Annotated in this window: 15 protein-coding genes; 9 read left to right on the top strand and 6 right to left on the bottom strand. The window is 67.6% G+C overall.

Annotated elements, in window-relative coordinates; all coding sequences use genetic code 11:
• Positions 1–3: 3 nt before the first annotated feature.
• Positions 4–879 (top strand): succinate--CoA ligase subunit alpha, encoded by an 876-nt coding sequence (gene sucD, locus AC07WC_RS05495; RefSeq protein WP_019183943.1) that lies wholly within the window; start codon positions 4–6, stop codon positions 877–879.
• Positions 880–1,140: 261 nt separating this feature from the next.
• Positions 1,141–2,775, top strand: a complete 1,635-nt coding sequence (locus AC07WC_RS05490) for an NAD+ synthase (protein ID WP_495209094.1) — start codon at positions 1,141–1,143, stop codon at positions 2,773–2,775.
• Between the two features lie 200 nt (positions 2,776–2,975).
• Here the strand turns inward: AC07WC_RS05490 and AC07WC_RS05485 are convergent, their stop codons facing one another.
• Complete coding sequence (locus tag AC07WC_RS05485) at positions 2,976–3,860, bottom strand: outer membrane protein assembly factor BamD (RefSeq protein WP_088433876.1); 885 nt, start codon at positions 3,858–3,860, stop codon at positions 2,976–2,978.
• Positions 3,861–3,976: 116 nt separating this feature from the next.
• Here AC07WC_RS05485 and rluD point away from each other — a divergent pair, with 116 nt between their 5' ends.
• Together rluD and pgeF are read left to right on the top strand one after the other, a co-directional pair.
• Complete coding sequence (rluD, locus tag AC07WC_RS05480; RefSeq protein WP_123730367.1) at positions 3,977–4,972, top strand: 23S rRNA pseudouridine(1911/1915/1917) synthase RluD; 996 nt, start codon at positions 3,977–3,979, stop codon at positions 4,970–4,972.
• The gene (gene pgeF / locus AC07WC_RS05475) at positions 4,972–5,751 is read left to right on the top strand and encodes a peptidoglycan editing factor PgeF (protein WP_495209093.1); all 780 of its coding nucleotides are present in this window, start codon (positions 4,972–4,974) and stop codon (positions 5,749–5,751) included. The genes rluD and pgeF overlap by 1 nt, the downstream gene beginning before the upstream one ends.
• A 76-nt stretch (positions 5,752–5,827) precedes the next feature.
• On the opposite strand, the gene otsA is transcribed toward pgeF, so the two are convergent.
• From otsA to AC07WC_RS05455, 4 genes are all read right to left on the bottom strand, one after another.
• Positions 5,828–7,192 carry an alpha,alpha-trehalose-phosphate synthase (UDP-forming) gene (otsA, locus tag AC07WC_RS05470; RefSeq protein WP_495209092.1) on the bottom strand — a complete coding sequence of 455 codons (1,365 nt, stop codon included), beginning with the start codon at positions 7,190–7,192 and terminating at the stop codon, positions 5,828–5,830.
• On the bottom strand, positions 7,189–8,970 hold the full coding sequence (locus AC07WC_RS05465) for a glycoside hydrolase family 15 protein (RefSeq protein WP_495209091.1): 1,782 nt from the start codon (positions 8,968–8,970) through the stop codon (positions 7,189–7,191). Before AC07WC_RS05465 ends, otsA begins: the two co-directional genes overlap by 4 nt.
• An 86-nt stretch (positions 8,971–9,056) precedes the next feature.
• On the bottom strand, positions 9,057–9,815 hold the full coding sequence (otsB, locus tag AC07WC_RS05460; RefSeq protein ID WP_495209090.1) for a trehalose-phosphatase: 759 nt from the start codon (positions 9,813–9,815) through the stop codon (positions 9,057–9,059).
• A 142-nt stretch (positions 9,816–9,957) separates the two neighbouring features.
• Positions 9,958–12,408 (bottom strand): TonB-dependent receptor plug domain-containing protein, encoded by a 2,451-nt coding sequence (locus AC07WC_RS05455; RefSeq protein ID WP_495209089.1) that lies wholly within the window; start codon positions 12,406–12,408, stop codon positions 9,958–9,960.
• Between the two features lie 244 nt (positions 12,409–12,652).
• Here AC07WC_RS05455 and AC07WC_RS05450 point away from each other — a divergent pair, with 244 nt between their 5' ends.
• The 3 genes from AC07WC_RS05450 (at position 12,653) to AC07WC_RS05440 (ending at position 16,764) form a co-directional block, all read left to right on the top strand.
• Positions 12,653–13,135 carry a DUF3574 domain-containing protein gene (locus AC07WC_RS05450; protein ID WP_495209088.1) on the top strand — a complete coding sequence of 161 codons (483 nt, stop codon included), beginning with the start codon at positions 12,653–12,655 and terminating at the stop codon, positions 13,133–13,135.
• Positions 13,136–13,240: 105 nt separating this feature from the next.
• Positions 13,241–14,962 carry a thiamine pyrophosphate-dependent enzyme gene (locus AC07WC_RS05445; RefSeq protein WP_495209087.1) on the top strand — a complete coding sequence of 574 codons (1,722 nt, stop codon included), beginning with the start codon at positions 13,241–13,243 and terminating at the stop codon, positions 14,960–14,962.
• Positions 14,963–15,165: 203 nt separating this feature from the next.
• Positions 15,166–16,764, top strand: coding sequence for a SulP family inorganic anion transporter (locus AC07WC_RS05440; RefSeq protein WP_495209086.1), 1,599 nt, complete (start codon positions 15,166–15,168; stop codon positions 16,762–16,764).
• A gap of 16 nt (positions 16,765–16,780) precedes the next feature.
• Here AC07WC_RS05440 and AC07WC_RS05435 read toward each other — a convergent pair whose 3' ends face one another.
• Complete coding sequence (locus tag AC07WC_RS05435; protein WP_495209085.1) at positions 16,781–17,491, bottom strand: glutathione S-transferase; 711 nt, start codon at positions 17,489–17,491, stop codon at positions 16,781–16,783.
• A gap of 116 nt (positions 17,492–17,607) precedes the next feature.
• Here AC07WC_RS05435 and AC07WC_RS05430 point away from each other — a divergent pair, with 116 nt between their 5' ends.
• Both AC07WC_RS05430 and clpB read left to right on the top strand, forming a co-directional pair.
• The gene (locus AC07WC_RS05430) at positions 17,608–18,933 is read left to right on the top strand and encodes a retropepsin-like aspartic protease (protein WP_495209084.1); all 1,326 of its coding nucleotides are present in this window, start codon (positions 17,608–17,610) and stop codon (positions 18,931–18,933) included.
• A gap of 95 nt (positions 18,934–19,028) precedes the next feature.
• Positions 19,029–21,614, top strand: a complete 2,586-nt coding sequence (gene clpB, locus AC07WC_RS05425) for an ATP-dependent chaperone ClpB (protein WP_495209083.1) — start codon at positions 19,029–19,031, stop codon at positions 21,612–21,614.
• Positions 21,615–21,621 lie beyond the last annotated feature (7 nt).

Here is a 21,621-nt window from a genome sequence, read left to right as displayed (position 1 = left end):
CCCATGTCTGTTTTGATTAACAAGAACACCAAGGTGATCGTGCAGGGCTTCACCGGCCAGCAGGGCACCTTCCACGCCACTCAGATGATCGAGTACGGCACCCAGGTCGTTGGCGGCGTGACCCCCGGCAAGGGCGGCACCACCCACATCGACCTGCCGGTCTTCAACACCGTTGCCGACGCCGTGCAGAGCACCGGCGCCAACGCTTCGGTCATCTACGTGCCGCCGCCGTACGCGGCCGACGCGATCCTGGAAGCCGCTGCTGCCGGCATCCAGGTCATCGTCTGCATCACCGAAGGCATCCCGGTGCTGGACATGCTGCGCGTCAAGAACGTGCTGACCCGTTCGCATCCGGACACCGTGCTGATCGGGCCGAACTGCCCGGGCGTCATCACCCCGGGTGAGTGCAAGATCGGCATCATGCCGGGCCACATCCACCAGCCGGGCAAGATCGGCATCGTGTCGCGTTCGGGCACCCTGACCTATGAAGCGGTCAAGCAGACCACCGAAGTCGGCCTGGGCCAGTCCACCTGCATCGGCATCGGTGGTGACCCGATCAACGGCCTGAACTTCGTCGACTGCCTGAAGCTGTTCAACGAAGATCCGCAGACCGAAGGCATCATCATGGTCGGCGAAATCGGCGGCGACGCTGAAGAAGCCGGTGCCGAGTACATCAAGAACCACGTGAAGAAGCCGGTCGTCGGCTTCATCGCGGGCGCCTCGGCTCCGGCCGGCAAGCGCATGGGCCACGCCGGTGCGATCGCATCGGGCGGCAAGGGCACCGCGGAAGGCAAGTTCGCCGCCATGGAAGCCGCTGGCGTCGTGACCGTCCGTTCGCCGGGCGACCTGGGCGCTGCCATCGCCAAGCTGGTGAAATAAGACGCCGGCCGCACCCGCGGCCGACGTCCGGTAGCGCTGACCGTTGGTCAGCTGCCGGTAGAGCCGACCGTTGGTCGGCTGTCTGAAACAGAAGGCCGCCTCCGGGCGGCCTTCTGCGTTTGCGTGATCGCGAAAACGGCCATCGCCCGATCCGCGGAGTGCCGGCCGCTTACCGGCGCCGCATGACGCAGCATGCGTGCATGGTTGGCGGCCAGCGGCCGGCACTACAATGAGCGCAGTACAACCACAGGCTGGAACCCCATGACGTCGCTCCGCATTGCCCTGGCGCAGTTTGATTTCCCGGTTGGCGCGGTGGCGCAGAACACCGGCAACATCATCGCGATGATCGCCGAGGCGCGCGATGAGTACGGTGCCGAGCTGGTGGTGTTCCCGGAACTGGCGATCAGCGGCTACCCGCCGGAGGATCTGCTGCTGCGCCCGGGCTTCCTCTATGACTGCCAGCAGGCGCTGGCGCGCATCGCCGCCGCCACCACCGGCATCGCCGCGGTCGTCGGCTGGCCGCAGGCCGCTGGCGCGGTGGTCTACAACGCGGCCAGCGTGCTGCGCGATGGCAAGGTCGAGCACACCTACCGCAAGCGCGAGCTGCCCAACTACGCGGTGTTCGATGAGCGCCGTTATTTCGATGTCGATCCGGACGGCGGCAGCTGCGTGTTCGAGCTGAAGGGCGTGCCGGTCGGCGTGCTGGTCTGCGAGGACCTGTGGTTCGCCGAACCACTGGCCGATACGGTCCGCGCCGGCGCGCAGCTGGTGGTGGTGCCCAATGCGTCGCCCTATGAGCGCGGCAAGCATGCCCAGCGGGATGCGCTGCTGGCCGAGCGCACCCGTGAGAGCGGGGCGGCGATCGCCTACCTCAACGTGGTGGGGGGACAGGACGCGCTGGTGTTCGATGGTGCCTCGGTCGTCGCTGACGGCGACGGCACGGTGCACCCGGCGGCCGCGGCCTTCACCGACCAGTGGCTGGTCGTGGACTACGACGCCGATGCGCGCCGCTTCCTGCCGCGCGAGTGGATCGACGACGGCGATGAGAGCATGGACGCGCTGGCCTGGCGCGCAGTCACCCGGGGCATCCAGGACTACTGCCGCAAGAACGGCTTCAAGAAGGTCTGGCTCGGCCTGTCCGGGGGCATCGATTCGGCCCTGGTGCTGGCGATGGCGGTGGACGCGCTGGGGGCGGCCAACGTTACCGCGGTGCGGCTGCCGTCGCGCTACACGGCGGACATGTCCAACGATCTGGCGGCCGAGCAATGCCGCGCCTTGGGCGTGAAGCTGGAGGCGGTCTCGATCGAGCCGGTGTTCGAGGGCCTGATGGCCGCGCTCGGCCCGATGTTCGAGGGCCAGGCGGCGGATGTGACCGAAGAGAACCTGCAGTCGCGCAGCCGTGGCGTGATCCTGATGGCGCTGTCCAACAAGTTCGGCGGCCTGCTGCTGACCACCGGCAACAAGAGCGAGTACGCGGTGGGCTACGCCACCATCTACGGCGACATGTGCGGCGGCTATGCCCCGCTCAAGGACCTGTACAAGACGGAGGTCTTCGGGCTCTCCAAGTGGCGCAATACCGTGGGCGGGGCCCCGGTGATCCCGCCGGCGGTGATTTCCCGCCCGCCCTCGGCCGAACTGCGGGCCAACCAGACCGACCAGGATTCGCTGCCGGCCTATGACGTGCTGGATGGCATCCTGTACCGCTACGTGGACCAGGAGCAGTCGCGCGAGGAGATCGTGGCCGCCGGGTACGCCGCCGAGGTGGTGGACCGTGTGCTGCGCCTGGTGCGCACCAGCGAGTGGAAGCGCCACCAGGCCGCCCCGGGGCCGAAGGTCTCGCGGCGGGCGTTCGGGCGCGAGCGGCGGTATCCGATCAGCAACGGGTACAAGGGCTGAGAGGCCCGCCGGTGGGTGCCGACCGTTGGTCGGCGCAGGGGCGTGGAGCGTGGAGCGGGCGGCGAAGGGCGGCCGGGGAAGGGCGCCCGGGGTGCGGAGAGCAGCCGACCAACGGTCGGCTCTACCGGCGTCGCTGCCGCGACACCACCGTCGGCGTCGCCGCCGGGTAATGAAAAAGGCCCCTTTCGGGGCCTTTTTTATTACTTGCGGTTCATCGTGGCGTTGCGTTCACCGGTACTGGCGGACTTCTCGCCGGCAAACGGGTTCAGCTTGCGCACCATCCACGGGTACTTCGGCCACTTGCCCTGCAGCCACGGGTGGTCGGGCTGGTTCAGCTCGAGCACGCGGCGGGCATCGTCGGCCAGGGTCTTGTTGCCCAGGTGGGTGTAGGCCTCACCCAGGGCAGCCACGGCGTCGTACTGGAACGCGCTCTGCGGGTAGTTCTCCAGCAGGAAGTTGGCGCGGCCCGCGGCCGAGACGTACGCCTCGCGGCGCAGGTAATACAGGGCGTTGTCCAGCTCGTACTGGGCGAACACGTCGCGCAGGGCGATCATCCGCTGGCGCGCATCGGCGGCGTAGCGGCTGTTCGGGTAGCGCTCGGTGACGATGGTGAAATCGGCATAGGCCTGGCGCGGGCTGGACAGGTCGCGGCGGCTCGGGTCCAGCGACCAGACGCGGCGCAGGAAGACCGTGTCGCGATTGCCATTGGCCAGGCCACGCAGGTAGTACATGTAGGCGATGTTGCGGTGGGTCGGGTAGGTACGGATGAAGCGGTCCACGCTGGACACCGCGTCATCGTGCTTGCCGGCCTTGTACTGCGCGTAGGCGCTTTCGATCATGGCCTGTTCGGTATACGGGCCGTACGGGTACTGGGCTACCAGGCGGCGGAAGCTGGCTTCGGCACCGCTCCAGTTCCCCCCTTCCATGAGCTTGTGGCTCTTCTCGTAGAGCGTTTCGACCGGCAGGCCTTCATCCGGATTCTTGCCCTTGGTACCGCGGTGACAGCCGGTGGCGACGAAGAGCAGCACCAGCATCAGGGCGGCGAGGCGGACGGGCGCGGACAGCATAACGGAGCGTCGGATCATGGGGTCAGGGCGGGACGCGGCTGGAATACGAAGGGTCGATGATAGCCTAGTGGCCTGTCCCGCGACTGAAACTGGTCGCCCGGACCCCAAAATTGTCCCCATTGCGGTGTGCCCCCATGTCCGATACCCCTGCTGATTCCGATTCCCCCCGCCAGGCCATCGTGCCCGATACCGCCGCCGGCCGCCGGTTCGACGCGGTCCTGGCCGAGCTGTTCCCCGAATTCTCCCGGTCCAAGCTGACCGAGTGGATCAAGTCCGGCGACGTCCTGCTGGACGGCGATACCGTGCGCGGGCGCGACCCGGTGCGCGGCGGCGAGGTGGCCAGCCTGCACGTCGTGCTCGACACCCAGACCCATGCCGAGCCGGAGGACATCCCGCTGGAGGTGCTGTACGAGGATGAACATGTGTTCGTCATCAACAAGCCGGTCGGCCTGGTGGTCCACCCCGGCGCGGGCAATCCGACCGGCACCCTGGTCAACGCGCTGCTGTTCCGCGACCCCTCGCTGTCGGTGCTGCCGCGCGCGGGCATCGTGCATCGCCTGGACAAGGACACCAGCGGCGTGATGGTGATCGCCCGCACGATCCAGGCGCAGACCGCGCTGGTCGAGCAGCTCTCCGCCCGTGAAGTGCACCGCCAGTACCTTGCGGTGGTGGTGGGTGCGCTGGTCTCCGGCGGCACCGCGACCGCCGGCATCGACCGCCACCCGCGCGACCGCATCCGCATGGCCGTGCGTGAAGACGGCAAGGAAGCGATCACCCATTACCGCCTGCGGGAGCGCTTCCGTGCGCATACCGCGCTGGAGTGCCGCCTGGAAACCGGCCGTACCCACCAGATCCGCGTGCACATGGCGCACCTGCGGCACCCGATCATCGGCGACCAGCTGTATGGCGGTGCGCTGAAACTGCCCAAGGGCGCCAGCGAGGAACTGGTCGCCGAACTGCGTGGCTTCAAGCGTCAGGCGCTGCACGCTGAAACGCTGGAGTTCGTGCACCCGATCACCGGTGAGAAGATCACCAACAGCGCGCCGCCGCCGGCCGACATGCAGGCCCTGCTGCACGCCCTGCGCGAAGACAGCAAGCGCTTCGCCGAGCAGGAACGCAACCGCCGCTGATGGACGCCACCGTGCCCGTGCTGCCAGCCGACTGGCAGGCCCCGACCGGGGTCCATGCGCTGACCACGCTGCGCTACGGCGCGGGCCGTTCGGTGGTGCCGTTCGACCAGTTCAACATGGGCAACCGCTACGCCGCCGATGGCGACGATCCGGAGCAGGTGCAGCGTAACCGCGACCTGCTGGTGCCCGGGCTGGGCCTGCCCTCGGCGCCGCATTGGCTGCGCCAGGTGCACGGTACCGGCGTGCGGCGCTTCACTGCGCCGCCAACGGCCATCGGCGTGGAGGCCGAACCTACCGCGGACGCCGCCGTGACCTCGGCGCCGGGGGTGGTGCTGGCCATCCTCACCGCGGACTGCCTGCCGGTGGTGTTCGCCGCGCGCGATGGCGGCGAGATCGGCGCCGCCCATGCCGGCTGGCGTGGGCTGGCCGACGGCATGCTGGAAGCCACCGTGGCGGCCATGCGCACCCCGGCCGCGCAGCTGCAGGCCTGGCTGGGCCCGGCTGCGGGACCGGCGCTGTATGAGATCGGCGAGGACGTGTTCGAGGCCTTCGTCGAGCGCGACGAGGGCGCCGCGGCTGCCTTCGTGGCGACCCGGCCGGGGCACTGGAAGGTGGACCTGTACGCACTGGCCCGCCGTCGCCTGCAGGGCGTCGGGCTAGACCCGGCCCACATCAGTGGCGGGCAGTACTGCACGCTGGCCGACCCACAGCGGTTCTATTCGCACCGGCGTGATCGCCGCACCGGGCGCATGGCGACCCTGGCGTGGATCGCACCCTGAATTCCCAGCGGGCGGCAGGTGAACCGGCCGCCGATGCGGGCATCGTGTTCGATGGCGTCCGCGCGCTGTGCCATCATCAGCCTTCCAGCGCCTGCAGATAGGTCTGCCGCCAATGGTTGATGTCGTAGGTGCGCAGGTGATCCATCATCGCCTGCCAGCGCTCCACGCGCTTTTTCAGCGGCATCGTCGCGGCGGTGGCGATCGCATCGGCCACGCCATCCAGGTCATGCGGATTGACCAGCAGCGCCTGCTTCAGTTCATCGGCGGCGCCGGCCAGCAGTGACAGCACCAGCACGCCTGGATTTTCCGGGTCCTGCGAGGCGACGTACTCCTTGGCGACCAGGTTCATGCCGTCGCGCAACGGGGTCACCAGGCCCACTGCCGCCGCCCGGTAGAACCCGGTCAGCGTGGCATGGGTGAAGTTCTGGTTGACGTAGCGCAGCGGGGTCCAGTCGGGCGCGGCATGCCCGCCGTCGATGTGGCCGGCGATCTGTTCCAGCTGGCCGCGCAGTTGGCGGTACTCGGTGACATCGCCGCGCGAGACGGGGGCGATCTGCAGGTAGGTCAGCGAGCCGTGCTGGTCCGGGTGGCGCTCCAGATAGCGCTCGAAGCCCTGGAAGCGCTCCGGCAGGCCCTTGGAGTAGTCGAGGCGATCCACGCCGATCGCCAGTTGGCGATTGCGCAGGCTGCCGCGCAGGTCCTTGACTGCCGGTTTGTTCGCCCCGGCCTTGGCCTGGCGCGCGATGAACTCGGTATCGATGCCGATCGGGAAGGCCGCGGCGCGGAAGCGTCGGCCACCGGGGGCCTCCAGTTCGCCATCGGGCAGCACCCGGCCGCCACCGAACAGCCGCACATAGGACTGGAAACGGTCCGCGTCGCGCTGGGTCTGGAAGCCGACCAGATCGTAGGCGTACAGGCTGGAGAACAGCCGCAGGTGGTCCGGCATCGCCTGCAGCAGGTCGGCCGAGGGCATCGGCACGTGCAGGAAGAAGCCGATCCGGCAGCCGATGCCGCGTTCGCGCAGCAGCGAGGCCAGCGGGATCAGGTGGTAATCGTGGATCCAGACGATATCGTCCTCGCGCAGCAGCGGCGCGAGCTTTTCGGCGAACAGTGCGTTGACGCGCCGATAGGTCTCGCGCGTGGCGCGGTCGTAGTCGACCAGGTCCAGCCGGAAATGCAGCAGCGGCCACAGCGTGCGGTTGGCGAAGCCGTTGTAGTAACCGTCCACGTCGCGCTTGTTGAGGTCCATGGTGACGTAGCGGATGTCACCGTCGACCTGCTCGTGCAGGGCGCCACTGTTGTCGCGGACGGACTTGCCACTCCAGCCGAACCACAGGCCACCACGCTCCTTGAGCGCGGCGAGCAGACCGACGGCCAAACCGCCGGCACGCGATTCACCGGGGACGGCGACCCGGTTGGAGACGACGACCAGACGGCTCATGACGCCTCCTGCCAGCTGCGCGACAGGCGCATGGCGGCGGTGATCAGGCCCACGTGCGAGTAAGTCTGCGGGAAGTTGCCCCAGGCCTCGCCGCTGTCGAAGGCAAGATCCTCCGAGAGCAGGCCCAGATGGTTGCGCCGCTCCAGCAGCATCTCGAACATGTCGCGTGCTTCCTCCATGCGCCCGATCGCCGCGAGCGCATCGATGTACCAGAAGGTGCAGATGGTGAAACTGGTTTCCGGCTCGCCGAAATCATCCGGTGCCACGTAGCGGTACAGCGCGTTGCCATGCTTGAGATCGCGGCCGATGGCCTCGACGGTGGCGACGAAGCGCGCATCGTTGGCCTCGATGAAGCCGATGTCGGCCAGCAGCAGCAGCGAGGCGTCCAGCCGGTGGCCGCCGAACGTATCGGTGAAATGGCCGAGTTCGTCGCTCCACGACTCGCGCATGATCCGCGCATGGATGATGTCGGCGCGTTCGCGCCAGTAACTGGCGCGGTCATCCAGCTTCAACCGCACCGCGATCTTGCACAGACGGTCGCAGGCGGCCCAGCACATCGCGCTGGTGTAGGTATGCACTTCGGTGCGGCCGCGGAATTCCCACAGCCCGGCATCGGGCACGTCGTGCAGGGTGAACGCCTGCTCGCCCAACGGCTCCAGCCGCGCGAAGGTGTGCGCATCGCCCGGGTCCTGCAGGCGGCGATCGAAGAACAGCTGCGTGGACGCGAGCACCACGCTGCCGTAGACATCGTGCTGGCGCTGCACCCAGGCCAGGTTGCCGCGACGCACCGGCCCCATCCCGCGGTAGCCGGACAGCGACGGGACTTCGCTTTCTTCCAGCTTGGCCTCGAAGCTGATGCCGTACAGCGGCTGCAGGCTGCCATCGGCGGTCGCCAGGTTGAAGATGTAGCCCAGGAACTGCTCCATGGTGCGGGTCGCGCCGAGGCGGTTGAGCGTACGTACCACGAAGGCGGCATCGCGCAGCCAGCAGTAGCGGTAGTCCCAGTTGCGGATGCTGCCGGGCGCTTCCGGGATGGAGGTGGTCATCGCGGCGATGATCGCGCCGCTGTCTTCGTACTGGCAGAGTTTGAGCGTGATCGCGCTGCGGATCACCGCATCCTGCCATTCCAGCGGGATCGACAGATAGCGTACCCATTCGCGCCAGTAGTCGCGGGTGCGCTGGAAGGACTCCTGCACGTAGCCGCTGAGCGAGCGGTTGAGCGACTCGTCCACGCCGAGCACCAGGTGCACGGGATGGCTGAGCACGAACGGCAGGCCGTCGCGCACGAACCGCAGCGGCACGTCGGTGGTCAGGCGCAGCACGTGGTCGGGCAGGACCCAGCGGATGTGGTTGCTGCCCCAGGTCGAATCCGGGACGCGCGCGCCCCAGTCGGCCAGCGGCCGCGCGCGCACGATGATGCGCGGGTTGCCGGACAGCGGGCGGACCTGGCGGATCAGGCTGACCGGCCGATAGAAGCGGTCGTTCTGGCGCCAGCGCGGCGCGAAATCGATGATTTCCAATGCGCCGCCATGCTTGTCGCGCAGTACGGTGCGCAGGATGGCGGTGTTGGTCAGGTAGCTCTGCTCGCTGTCGACCATGTCCTCCAGCTCGATGCCGAAGTCACCGCCTTCCTGTTGATTGGGGCCGAGCAGGGCGCAGAAGGTCGGGTCGCCGTCGAAGGTCGGCAGGCAGCTCCAGACGACGCGCGCGTGCTTGTCGATCAGCGCGCCGAAGCTGCCATTGCCGACCACGCCCAGATTCAGATCGGGTTCGCTCATGATGCAGGAAGTCTCGTGTCATGCCGCGGCGGCACACCGGTGGGGGAGACCTGCGCGCGGCGTCAGGGGGCCTTGGAATCAAGGCATCAGTAGGCATTCTCGCGGAGCCAGGCGTGCACCCTGCGTACCGTCGGCAGCGAGAACACCGCATCGCTGGGTTCACGCGCACCGACCAGCACACTCCAGCCATGCAGGTCATTGGCCGCGCCGAAGCCGAATTCATCCGTGAGGTCATCGCCGACGAACACCGGCATGCGATCACGGAACGGCGGCTGCAGCATCAGTTGCCGCATCGCACGCCCTTTGTCGCTGCCTTCGGGCAGGAACTCGATCACATGGTCGCCGGGCTGCAGCCGGTAGCCGCCATGCCCGCGGATATGCCGCTCGGCGAAGGCGCGTACATCATTGGCCGCATGCGGTGCACCGCGCCAATGCAGGGCCAGGCTGCGGCCCTTGTCTTCAACGAGCACGCCTGGATAGCCATGCGCGAAGCGCATCGCCTGCTGGTGCAGGGCATGCAGCCACTCGCTGGTATCGGCGGAGGGATCACCGCTCTGCGCGCGCTGCTCATGGTTGCGCAGCTCGTGGCCGTGCAGGCCGGCGGCGGGCAGGCTCAGGGGCGCAAACAGCTTGTCCAGCTGCGCCAGCGGCCGGCCGCTGATCAGCGCGACCGCGCCGTCCAGGCGATCGCTGATGCGCCCGATCGCCTCACGCACATCAGGCAGGAGCGCGACCGACTCGGGGTCGTCCGCGAATTCGATAAGCGTGCCATCCACGTCCAGGAACAGCGCACAGGCATCGTCCAGCAGCGGCGGCGGCGGACGTTGGGGGAAGTCGTTGGCCATGGTGACCAACATGCCAGCGCGGATGTGATTGCCAGGTCATGGCATCGCGCCACGCCGCCTCCCCGTTCACCACCGGTAGAGCCGACCGTTGGTCGGCTGCACCCATCCGGTAGAGCCGACCGCCGGTCGGCTGCACCACCGGTCAGAACGTATACCGCACGCGCCCGTAGTAGTACGCGCCATTGCTGCCGATCGGTGACAGCACGTCATACGGCAGATTGCCGAAGTAGTAGATGTCGTCGTTGGACAGGTCCGAATAGTTGTCGGTCAGGTTCTGTCCACCCAGCGCCACGCTCCACTGCGGGGTGATCTTGTACTCCACCTCGGCATCCAGCTGCCACTCGGCACCGTAGGTCTGGCGCGGGATGTAGCCATCGCCGAAGTTGAACACCCGGGTGACGCTGCCATAGCGGCTGAGACGGCTGCTCAGCGACCAGTGGTCGTTGGCCCAGCTGGCGGCCAGTGCGGCGCGGGTACGCGGGGTGGCATCGGTCAGCGTATTGGTCTCTTCCACGCCGAACAGCACGTAGTCCGGATCCAGGGCGAGCAGGCCCGGCGGGGTGGCGAGCACGTTCTTCAGCGTGGTCTTGGTGTAGGCATACGTACCGGTCAGCACCAGCTCGCCATCGCCCAGCGACTGCCGCCAGTTGCTCACCAGTTCCGCGCCGCGGGTGCGGGTATCGGCGGCATTGACGAAGAAGCTGGCGCTCTGCAGGCCGGCTGTGCCGAACTGCTGCTGCACGTAATCGGTCAGCGCATCACCGGTGATGCTTTCCGACAGCGCGATGCGGTCATCGATGTCGATCTGGAAGAAGTCCAGCGAGACGTCGAAGTGGTCGCCGATGCGGCTGGTGAAGCCCAGGCTGGTATTGAGCGACTTCTCCGGCTTCAGATCGGTGGCGCCCAGGCCACGCGCGATGGGATTGTTGACCGACAGCACGCGGCCCTGCACCAGCTGGCCGGCGGCGTTGTAGCCGGTGGAGGTGGATTCGTAGCCGATCTGTGCCAGTGACGGGGCACGGAAGTTGTTGGAGATCGCACCGCGCAGCGCAAACGCCGGGGTGAACTCGTAACGCAGGCCCAGCTTGCCGGTCAGCTCGCCACCGAAGTCATCGCTGTGCTCGTACCGTGCCGCCAGATCGCTGGAGAAATGCTCGCCGAACTGGCTCGACAGGCTGGCGTAGGCGCTGACGACGTCACGCGACAGCGAGGTCGCATCCTGCGGGGTCAGGCCACCACCGGCCTGCGAGCCGGTCGGGCGATCCGTGAACGGGCCGGCGGCATAGCTGGTCGGGTCACCGGGGCGGGTTTCGTAGTGGTCGCGGCGCGCTTCCAGGCCCAGGCCCAGGCTGTGGGTGATGGTGTCGCCCTGGGAGAACACGCGGCCCAGGTCGACGTTCGCCACGGTCAGCTCATTGCGGTAATCGCCGGTCTTGAACCGGGTCGGGCTGGTCGGGCCCAGCGAGGCGTTGAGCGAGTTGCGCAGGCGGTAGGTGAACGTGTTGACACCGTAATCCAGGCTGGCGTCGTAGTTCCATTCACCCCACTGGCCCTTCGCGCCGGCCACGGCCTGTACGTCGCGGTTCTCGCCCTCGGAGATCGGACGGTAGCCGTTCGGATAGACCTCGGCCCAGTTGGCGTCGCTGTCCGGATAGCGGAAGTAGTTCGCGCCTTCGCTGTCGCGCTGGTTGAACGTAGCGAAGCTGTAGAACGTGGAGGTCTCGCCGAACGGCAGCTGCGCGTTGTACCAGGCGTTCAGATCCCGGGTCTTGCCATCGCCGAGCTCGTAGTTGCGCTTGCCCTGCAGGGCAAGGTTGGTCGGAGTCTGGTCCCACGGCGGGATCTGGTCGAAGCCGGCGCGGTTGGTGCCCTCGTGGTTCTTCAGTTCCAGGCCGACGCGCAGGAAGCCGCCGTTATCGCCCAGCGCCGTGCCGACCTTGGCGCTGGCGTAGCTGGTCTGGCCATCGGTGAGGGTGCGGTCGATCGGCTTGAGGTCGGTGTGGTTGGCGCCGAAGCTGGCTTCGAACGCGCCGCCTTCCGGGGCGTCATCGAGGATCACGTTGATCACGCCGGCCACCGCATCGGAGCCGTACAGCGCACCGGCGCCATCGCGCAGCACCTCGATGCGCTTGATCGCGCTGACCGGGATCGCGTTGAAGTCGACCGGGGTGGTGCCCTTGCCGATCTTGCTGTCGGTATTGACCAGCGCGCTGCTGTGGCGGCGCTTGCCGTTGACCAGCACCAGCACCTGGTCGGGGGAGAGGCCGCGCAGCTGGGCGGCACGGATGTGGTCGGCGCCGCCGGAGTTGGACTGGCGCGGGAAGTTGAACGAGGGCAGCAGCGCCTGCAGCGCGCTGCCCAGTTCGCCATTGACCACGCCGGCCTTGCGGATGTCCTCGGCGGTGAGCACGTCCACCGGTGAGGTGGATTCCAGCACGGTCCGGTCGATCGCACGGGTGCCGGTGACGATCACGGTGTCCAGCGTTGTGGCGGTGTTCGGCGCGTCCTGCGCGAGTACGTCCTGGGCCAGCAGGGGGGAAGAGAGGACGAGCGCGATGGCAAGGCCAAGGCGCGACGCGGACGGACGGGACATGCGGACTCCAGCAGAACGACGAGGGGGGAGGGAGGGGGGGAGGAAGGCGCTGGCGTTGCCGACCCATGGTCGGCACTACCAATCCATCCGGATGAAGCGATATATTATCTTCGCGTGATCGCCCTGTGCGGCGCAAGTCCCGCCGGCGTGGTTATCAGCAGATAGCCGTTGGCGATCTGCACCGGACCCGGATGTCCGTCACGCTCCTTCCCCTGCCTGCCCCCGTGTTCCCGGAGAGTTGTCCATGTCGTTCCGCGCCATCCTGATTGCCCTGGTCCTGGCCACCAGTGGCTGTGCCACCGCCGCTCCGGCCGCCAAGCCGACCCCGCCGGCTGTCGCAACCGCCACCTTGCAGGGTGACGCCGCCCGTCCGGACGCCGCCGCCGGCTGGGTCCGCAGCGAGCTGTACTTCGGCGTCGGCGAAGAGAGCGGCGTCGCCGACCGCCCGCAGACCGAGGGCATCACCGACGCGCAGTGGCGCGCCTTCCTCGACAAGGAGGTCACCCCGCGCTTCCCGGATGGCCTGACCGTGTTCGATGCCTACGGGCAGTGGCTGTTCCGCGGCGCGCCCGAGCCGAACCGCCTGCGCACCAAGGTGCTTGTGGTGCTGCACGAGAACACCCCGCAGCGTCGCGCCGACATCGAAGCGATCCGCCTGGCATGGAAGCAGGCCACCGGGCACCAGTCGGTGCTGTGGGCGAAGCAGGCGGTCGACGTCTCGTTCTGATCGGGCGTTGCCACGGCGCGGCGCGGTGACGCGCGTCGCGCCGACCACATCAGTGTCACCCGCGCATCGCTAGGATCGGACCTCCCGCATCGAGGAAGTCCTGTCATGAGCAAGCGTGTTGCCGAGATCGTGGTCGACACTCTCCAGGCCGCCGGCGTCCGCCATTGTTACGGCATCGTCGGCGACACCCTCAACCATGTCACCGATGCCCTCCATCGCAGTGACATCGAGTGGGTGCACATGCGCCACGAAGAGGTCGCCGCGTTCGCGGCCGGTGCCGAGTCGCTGATCAGCGGCCAGCTCACCGCCTGCGCCGGCTCCTGCGGGCCGGGCGGCCTGCACTTCATCAATGGCATCTTCGAGAGCAATCGCAATCGCGCGCCGATGGTGCTGATCGCCAGCCAGGTAGTCACCGCCGAGCTGGGCATGGAGTTCCCACAGGAAGTCGATTTCAAGGCGGTGTACAGCAGCTGCAGCGTGTTCTGCGAGCAGGTGCACAGCCCGGAGCAGGCACGCCGCGTGGTGACCTTGGCCTGCCAGGCGGCGATCAGCCGTCGCGGGGTGGCGGTGGTGATCCTGCCGGCCGACATCAGCGAAGCGGAGGTCAAGCACGATCCGCCGTTCTCGGTGCATTACACCCAGCCGGTGCTGCGCCCTTCGGACGATGAGCTGCAGCGCATCGCCGCGCTGATCGGCGAGGGCAAGCGCATCGGCATCTATGCCGGCGCGGGCTGTGAACATGCCCACGACGCACTGGTCGCGCTGGGTGCCCGGCTCAAGGCACCGATCGCGCATACCTCGCGCGCCAAGGACTTCGTCGAATACGACAATCCGTACAACATGGGCATGACCGGCATCTTCGGCATCGAGTCCGGGTACCACACGCTGATGGCCTGCGACACGCTGCTGCTGCTCGGCGCGGACTTCGCGTGGGGCCAGTACTACCCGGACAAGGCCACGCTGATCCAGGTCGATCGCGACGGCAGTCATCTCGGCCGCCGGCACCCGGTGAACCTGGGCGTGGTGGGTGACATCGGCCCGACCCTGGAGGCGCTGCTGCCGTTGCTGCCCGAACGCGACGACCGCAGCTTCCTGGATGAGTGCATCGAGCACCGCGAGAAGGCGCTGGCCACCCGGGCCAAGGAAGAGCAGCCGGGCGAGGGCGAGCTGATCCATCCGCAGCACCTGACCGCGCTGATCGACCGGCATGCCGCCGACGATGCCCTGTTCACCGCCGACGGCGGGTCGCCGATGGTCTGGATCCTGCGCCATATCCGTGTCAACGGCCGCCGCCGCACACTGACCAGTCTGCTGCACGGCACGATGGCCAATGCCATGCCGCAGGCGCTGGGGCTGCAGAAGGCGTATCCCGGCCGCCAGGTGATTTCGCTCTCGGGCGATGGTGGCCTGGCGATGCTGCTCGGCGATCTGCTCACCGCGGTGCAGGAGAACCTGCCGATCAAGGTGGTGGTCTACAACAACAGCTCGTTGAACTTCGTCGAGCTGGAGCAGAAAGTCGAAGGTCTGCTGGACAACTACACCGACCCGAAGAATCCGGATTTCGGCCGTCTGGCTGACGTGATCGGCTTCTACGGCCGCACCGTGACCCGCTCCGAGGACCTGGAGCAGGCCGTGCAGGACATCCTGGCCCATCCCGGCCCCGCGCTGCTGGACGTGCATACCAGCCCGACCGAGCTGGTGATGCCGCCGCAGGTGGAGGCCAAGCAGGTGGCCGGTACCGCCCTGTACGCGGCCAAGGCCCTGCTCAGCGGCCGGGTCGGGGACGTGCGGGACCTGCTGGCGAACAACTTCCTCAACAAGCCCTGATCCCCACGCGATCGGGTAGGGCCGGCCGCTGGCCGGCCTCTTCAGGAGGCTCCAGCCAATACCGGGAGCCGGCCAGCGGCCGGCCCTGCCGCGCGATGACGCGTTCCATCGGCGGACGTTTTCCGGCGTTCCATTCATGTGCCTGTTACTGGGGGCGGTGAGGCCCTACCATCGGCTACCCCTCCCCACGGCCGTCCCCGCGCATGTCCGCCTCCGCTCCCGTCCCCACCGGACGCCCCCGCTGGTTCGTCGCCGGCGATCTCAATGGCTTCTTCGGCCTGGTGGTCGACAACCTGTCGATCCTCGGTTTCATCGCGATGGCGCTGGTCGGCATCTTCCAGTTCCCCGCGGACGTAGTGTTCGGTCGCATGTTCCCGGGCACCGCCTTCGGCGTGCTGGTCGGCAACGTCCTCTACACCTGGATGGCCCGGCGCCTGGCCGCGCGTACCGGCCGCGATGACGTCACCGCGATGCCGCTCGGCCTGGATGCGCCGACCAGCATCGGCATGGCGCTGCTGGTGCTCGGCCCGGCCTTCCTCGCCTTCAAGGGGCAGGGGCTGGCCCCGCACGACGCGGCGATCGCCACCTGGCAGCTGGGCATGGCCTCGCTGGTGATCATGGGCGTGCTCAAGGTGATCCTGTCCTTCTTCGGCGAAGCGGTCACCCGCGCGCTGCCGCGGGCCTCGCTGCTCGGCTCGATCGCCGGCATCGCGATCGTGCTGATGGGCTTCCTGCCGCTGCTGGAAACGCTGCGCTCGCCGGTCGTCGGCTTCGTCACCCTCGGCCTGCTGCTGTACGTGCTGATCGCCAAGCGCAAACTGCCGATCCGCGCGCCCGGCGTGCTGGTCGCCTTCGTGTTCGGCACCCTGCTGTATTACGGCCTCGGCCTGGCTGGCCTGGGCGCACCCGGCTTCAAGGTACCCGAGTGGGTGCCGCCGCAGGTGGTGCTGCCGTGGCCGACGCTGGGCTTCATCGACGGCCTGCCGACCGCGATCACTTACCTGCCGCTGCTGCTGCCGTTCGGCCTGCTGATGGTGGTGGGCGGCATCAACGTCTCCGAAAGCGCGCGTGCGGCCGGCGATGATTACCGCACCCGCGACATCCTGCTGGTGGAGGCCATCGCCACGCTCGTGGCCGGCTTCTGCGGCGGCGTCGCGCAGACCACGCCGTACATCGGCCAGCCGGCCTACAAGCACATGGGCGCGCGCAGCGGGTACACCCTGCTGACCGGCCTGTTCGTCGGCATCGGCGGCATGCTGGGCGTGATTTCCGGGCTGGTGCAGTGGCTGCCGCTGGCGGTGCTGGCGCCGATCATCGTGTACGTGGCGATCGACATCACCACCCAGGCCTTCCAGGCCACTCCGCGCGAGCACGCCGGTGCGATGGTGCTCGGTTTCCTGCCCTCGGTGGCCTACCTGCTGGCGATCAAGGCGCCGGGCTGGATCGCACCGGAACAGCTGGCGGTAATGACCTCCACACTGGACGGGCATGGCCTGCCGGAGCTGGCGGTGATCTTCACCCTCGGTAACGGCTTCATCATCACCTCGATGCTGTGGATCGCGGCCGTGGTGGCGATGATCGATGGAAAGCTGTTGCGCGCCTCCGGCGTCTTGTTGGTGGCGGCGGTGCTGACCCTGTTCGGGTTGATCCACTCGGTCGACCCGCGCGGTGGCATCTACCTGCCGTGGCAGCTGGAAGGCCTGCCGAAGATCATCAGCTGGCAGTTCACCGGCGCGTATGTGGCGCTGGCCGGGCTGCTGGCGTTGTTGTCGCTGCAGAAGCAGCCTGCGGAGCGCACCTGACGCTCCGCGTGGCACGTCAGGCTTCGCCATCCAGCTCCGGGTAATGCCGGAAGATCCCGTTGGTGTTGAACGCCAAACGACGTTCCGACGCCAGGTAGGCGGCGATGTTGGGCCGGGTTTCCACCCGGTCCTTCAATGCGCGCAACTGTGGCAGTGACGGCCAGAGCGCCTGCATGCGGCGCGGGAACATGTACTCCAGCCCGCTCAGCAGCTGGAACAGGGACAGATCGACGTAGGAATGCTCGCGCAGCGGATGCCGCCCGCCATTGTGCTTGAGCACGCTCTCGAAATACCCCAGGAACCTGGGCATGCGCTCGGCACGCATCGACTCCGCGCGCGCCTTGGCCTCCGGCTTCTGATCGTCGTAGTACCTCGATGCAGCGATCGGATGGTGGGTGTCATGCACCTCGGCCACCAGATCGGCGATGGTCAGCTGCAACTGCAGCGCCTGTTGCCGACGTGAGCTGGCATCGGGCACCAGGCCGAGTTCGGGTCCCAGGTGGTCGAGGATCGCGCCGACCTGGGCGATCACCTGCCGGCCGGTGCGCAGGAATGGCGGGGCGAACGGCTGCAGGCCCTCGACCTTGCCGTCCAGGTAGGGCTGCATCACGGCATCGCCGTGGACCCGCGCCATATCGGTGTAGCCGGCGCCGGCATCCTCCAGCGCCAGCCGCACGAACTCGCCGCGGCCCTGGATGCCGGTCCAGTAATACAGTTCGTAATGCATGCAGCCACTCCGTACGGAACCGGCCCTCAGCATGGCCCGCGCGGCCGAAAGCAGGCGTGAGCGCAGCGTGCTTCCCGTGCTAGGGTCGAACGGGGATGGTGACGGAGGACGACGCGATGCGGATGTGGGTAGCGGGCGTGTGCGCGGCGATGTTGCCGGCCACCGTGGCGGCGGATCCGGTGGCGCTCCACGATGGCTTCGGCTACAGCGATGCCGTGCTCCGCGCGGAGCTGACGACCCTGCGCGGCATGAGTGATGCGTCCGGTCCGCGCCGTCATCTCGGGGCCGCGGGCTATCACCGCGTCCGTGGCGAGCTGGCCGCATCCAACCGGGCCGCACGCCAGTGCCTGGATGAAACGCGGGAGGCGCCACCGGCGCTGCAGGGGATGGCCTTCCTGTGCGAATCCACCCTGGCCGGCAATGCGTTGATCGAGGGCGACATCGGGCGCTGGGCCAGCCTGATGCTGCGCGTGCGCGAAGACTACCAGCGCACCATCGTGCCGCTGCTCAAGGCCGATGACGAGGTGCCCGATGTGACCCGGCCAACGTTCGCGGCGTTCACCTCCTGGCCGCGCAGCGCGCTGCCGGTCGCCGAGCGTGGGCAGGACGTGGCGGTGCCGATCCAGTTCAGCAACGAGCTGCCCTCGGTGACGCTCACCCTGCACGGCACGCGCGATGGCCGTCCGTTCACCCACGAGGCGTCCTTCATCGTCGATACCGGCGCAGCACGCTCGCACATCAGCCGCACGCTGGCGGCGTCGCTGAGGCTGACGGTGACGGAGAACTTCGTGGTGTCGCGCATCCTCGATGGCGACATCCAGCAGGCCGGTCTGGTGGCTCCCATCGATATCGAGCTGGGCGGCCAGCGCGTGCGCGATGTCTCCTTCAACAGCGAAGCCGCGCGCGAGCTCAACCTGATCGGCCTGGACGTGCTGCGCGCGCTGGGCCGGCTCCGGCTCTCGCGTGAAACGCTGACCCTGCTGGGGGCGCAGACGCCGGCGGCGTGCACGCGCCGGATGGTCTTTACCTCGTCGCTGTGGGGGCCATTCCAGCAGGTCCGGTTCCCGATCCGGGGTCGTGAGGACAACCTGATGCTGCTCGATAGCGGCTTCCACGGTGCTTTCCAGATGCGCGGCGCACCGCGCGCGTCGGTGCCGGCGGCAGCGATCCAACGCAGGAACGTGATCACCACGCGCGGGGCCGAGGACATCGAATACGCCCCGGCCAGCACGCCATTGCAGATCGCCGATACCGTGACCAGCGTGGCGGTCGATATCGCCTTCCAGCCGCCGGATCTGTTCCCGTCGTCGTGGCGGATCGGCTATGGCGTCACCGGGGGCCATGACGTGGTGCTGGACCTGCCCGGCGGCATCGGGTGTCTGGTTCCGCGCCCACCCGAACCACCGCTGCTGGGTGGGCCCCGACCGCGTGACGAAGCCTGAATCGGCATCTCATGCGCCCTTGAAACACGCGCGCGTAACCGCATCTCACAGACAGTGCTGGCACGGCCAGCCCCGTTTACATCGAGGACAAGACCATGCGGATGGACAAGCTCACCTCGCGTTTCCAGCAGGCGCTGGCCGACGCGCAGTCGTTGGCCGTGGGCCGCGACCACAACATCATCGAACCGGTGCATGTGTTCAGCGCGCTGCTGGACCAGCAGGGCGGCAGCACGCGCCCGCTGCTGGCCCAGGCCGGCGTCAACGTGCCGGTACTGCGCGAACGTTTGAATGAAACCCTGGAGGCCCTGCCCAAGGTCTCCGGACAGGAAGGCAACCTGTCGATCGGCAACGATCTGAACCGGCTGCTCAACACGACCGACAAGCTGGCCCAGCAGCACGGCGATGCCTTCATCGCCAGTGAGTGGTTCGTGCTGGCCGCGGTCGACGATGGCGGCACCCTGGGCATGGCGCTGCGCGCTGCCGGTGCCGACAAAAAGAAGATCGAAGCCGCCATCGACAAAGTGCGCGGTGGCGAGACCGTGCAGTCGGAAAATGCCGAGGACCAGCGCCAGGCGCTGGAGAAGTACACCATCGACCTGACCGCGCGTGCCGAGAGCGGCAAGCTGGATCCGGTGATCGGTCGCGATGAGGAAATCCGTCGCACCATCCAGGTCCTGCAGCGCCGCACCAAGAACAACCCGGTGCTGATCGGCGAGCCCGGGGTGGGCAAGACCGCCATCGTGGAGGGCCTGGCCCAGCGCATCATCAACGACGAAGTGCCCGAGGGCCTGCGCGGCAAGCGCGTGCTCTCGCTGGACATGGGCGCGCTGATCGCCGGTGCCAAGTTCCGTGGCGAGTTCGAAGAGCGCCTGAAGGGCGTGCTCAACGACCTGGCCAAGAGCGAAGGGCAGGTGATCCTGTTCATCGACGAACTGCACACCATGGTCGGCGCAGGCAAGGCCGATGGCGCGATGGACGCGGGCAACATGCTCAAGCCGGCGCTGGCGCGTGGCGAGCTGCACTGCGTCGGCGCGACCACGCTGGACGAATACCGCAAGTACATCGAGAAGGATGCCGCGCTGGAGCGCCGTTTCCAGAAAGTGCTGGTGGGGGAGCCGAGCGTGGAAGACACCATCGCGATGCTGCGTGGGCTGAAGGAAAAGTACGCCGTGCACCATGGGGTGGAAATCACCGACCCGGCGATCGTCGCGGCGGCCACGTTGTCGCACCGCTACATCGCCGACCGCCAGTTGCCGGACAAGGCCATCGACCTGATGGACGAGGCCGCCTCGCGCATCCGCATGGAGATCGACTCCAAGCCGGAAGAACTGGATCGCCTGGAGCGCCGTGTGATCCAGCTCAAGATCCAGCGCGAAATGCTCAAGAAGGAAAAGGACGACGCCTCGCGCCAGCGCCTGGCCGACCTGGAAACCGACATCGATGCGTTGGAGCGCGAGTTCTCCGATCTCAACGAGATCTGGAAGTCGGAGAAGGCGACGCTGCAGGGCGCGACCAGGATCAAGGAGCAGATCGAACAGGCCAAGCTGGAACTGGAATCGGCCCAGCGCCGCCAGGACTTCGGCCGCATGAGCGAGATCCAGTACGGGCAGCTGCCGCAGCTTGAAAAGCAGCTTGCCGCTGCGCAGGAAGTGGAAACCAGTGAGTTCAAGCTGGTCCAGGACCGGGTGACCGCCGAGGAGATCGCCGAAGTGGTCTCGCGCTGGACCGGCATCCCGGTCAACCGCATGCTGGAAGGCGAGCGTGACAAGCTGCTGCGCATGGAAGAAGTGCTGCACAACCGCGTGGTCGGCCAGGAAGAGGCGATCAAGGTGGTCTCCGATGCGGTGCGGCGTTCGCGCGCGGGCCTGTCCGATCCGGATCGCCCGAGCGGCTCGTTCCTGTTCCTGGGGCCGACCGGCGTGGGCAAGACCGAGCTGTGCAAATCGCTGGCCGAGTTCCTGTTCGACAGCGCAGACGCGATGATCCGCATCGACATGAGCGAGTTCATGGAAAAGCACAGCGTCGCGCGGCTGATCGGTGCGCCTCCGGGTTACGTGGGCTACGAAGAAGGTGGCTACCTGACCGAGGCGGTGCGTCGTCGCCCGTATTCGCTGATCCTGCTGGACGAGGTGGAGAAGGCACATCCGGATGTGTTCAACATCCTGCTGCAGGTGCTGGACGATGGCCGCCTCACCGATGGCCAGGGCCGCACGGTGGACTTCCGCAATACCGTCATCGTGATGACCTCCAACCTGGGCTCGCACCAGATCCAGGACATGAGCAGCGATGACAGTCCGGAAGCCTATACGCAGATGAAGGCGGCGGTGATGGGCGTGGTGCAGGCGCACTTCCGCCCGGAATTCATCAACCGCCTGGACGACATCGTCGTGTTCCATCCGCTGGACAAGGTGCAGATCAAGCAGATCGCCCGCATCCAGATGCAGGGTCTGGAGAAGCGCCTGGCCGAACGGGGCCTGCGCATCGAGGTCAGCGACGACGCCTTCCAGCTGCTGGGCAACGTCGGCTTCGATCCGGTCTACGGTGCGCGTCCGCTCAAGCGTGCGATCCAGTCGCAGCTGGAGAATCCGCTGGCGCAGAAGATCCTGTCCGGCGAGTTCCTCAACGGCGATGTGATCCGGGTCGACGCGGCCGAGGGCAAGCTGGTGTTCGTGAAGGGCTGAGTCGCGC

This window comes from Stenotrophomonas sp. GW821-FHT01H02A, assembly GCF_059422145.1.
The sequence above is the reverse complement of the archived record's forward strand: the minus strand, read 5'-3'. Positions and strand labels throughout refer to the sequence as shown.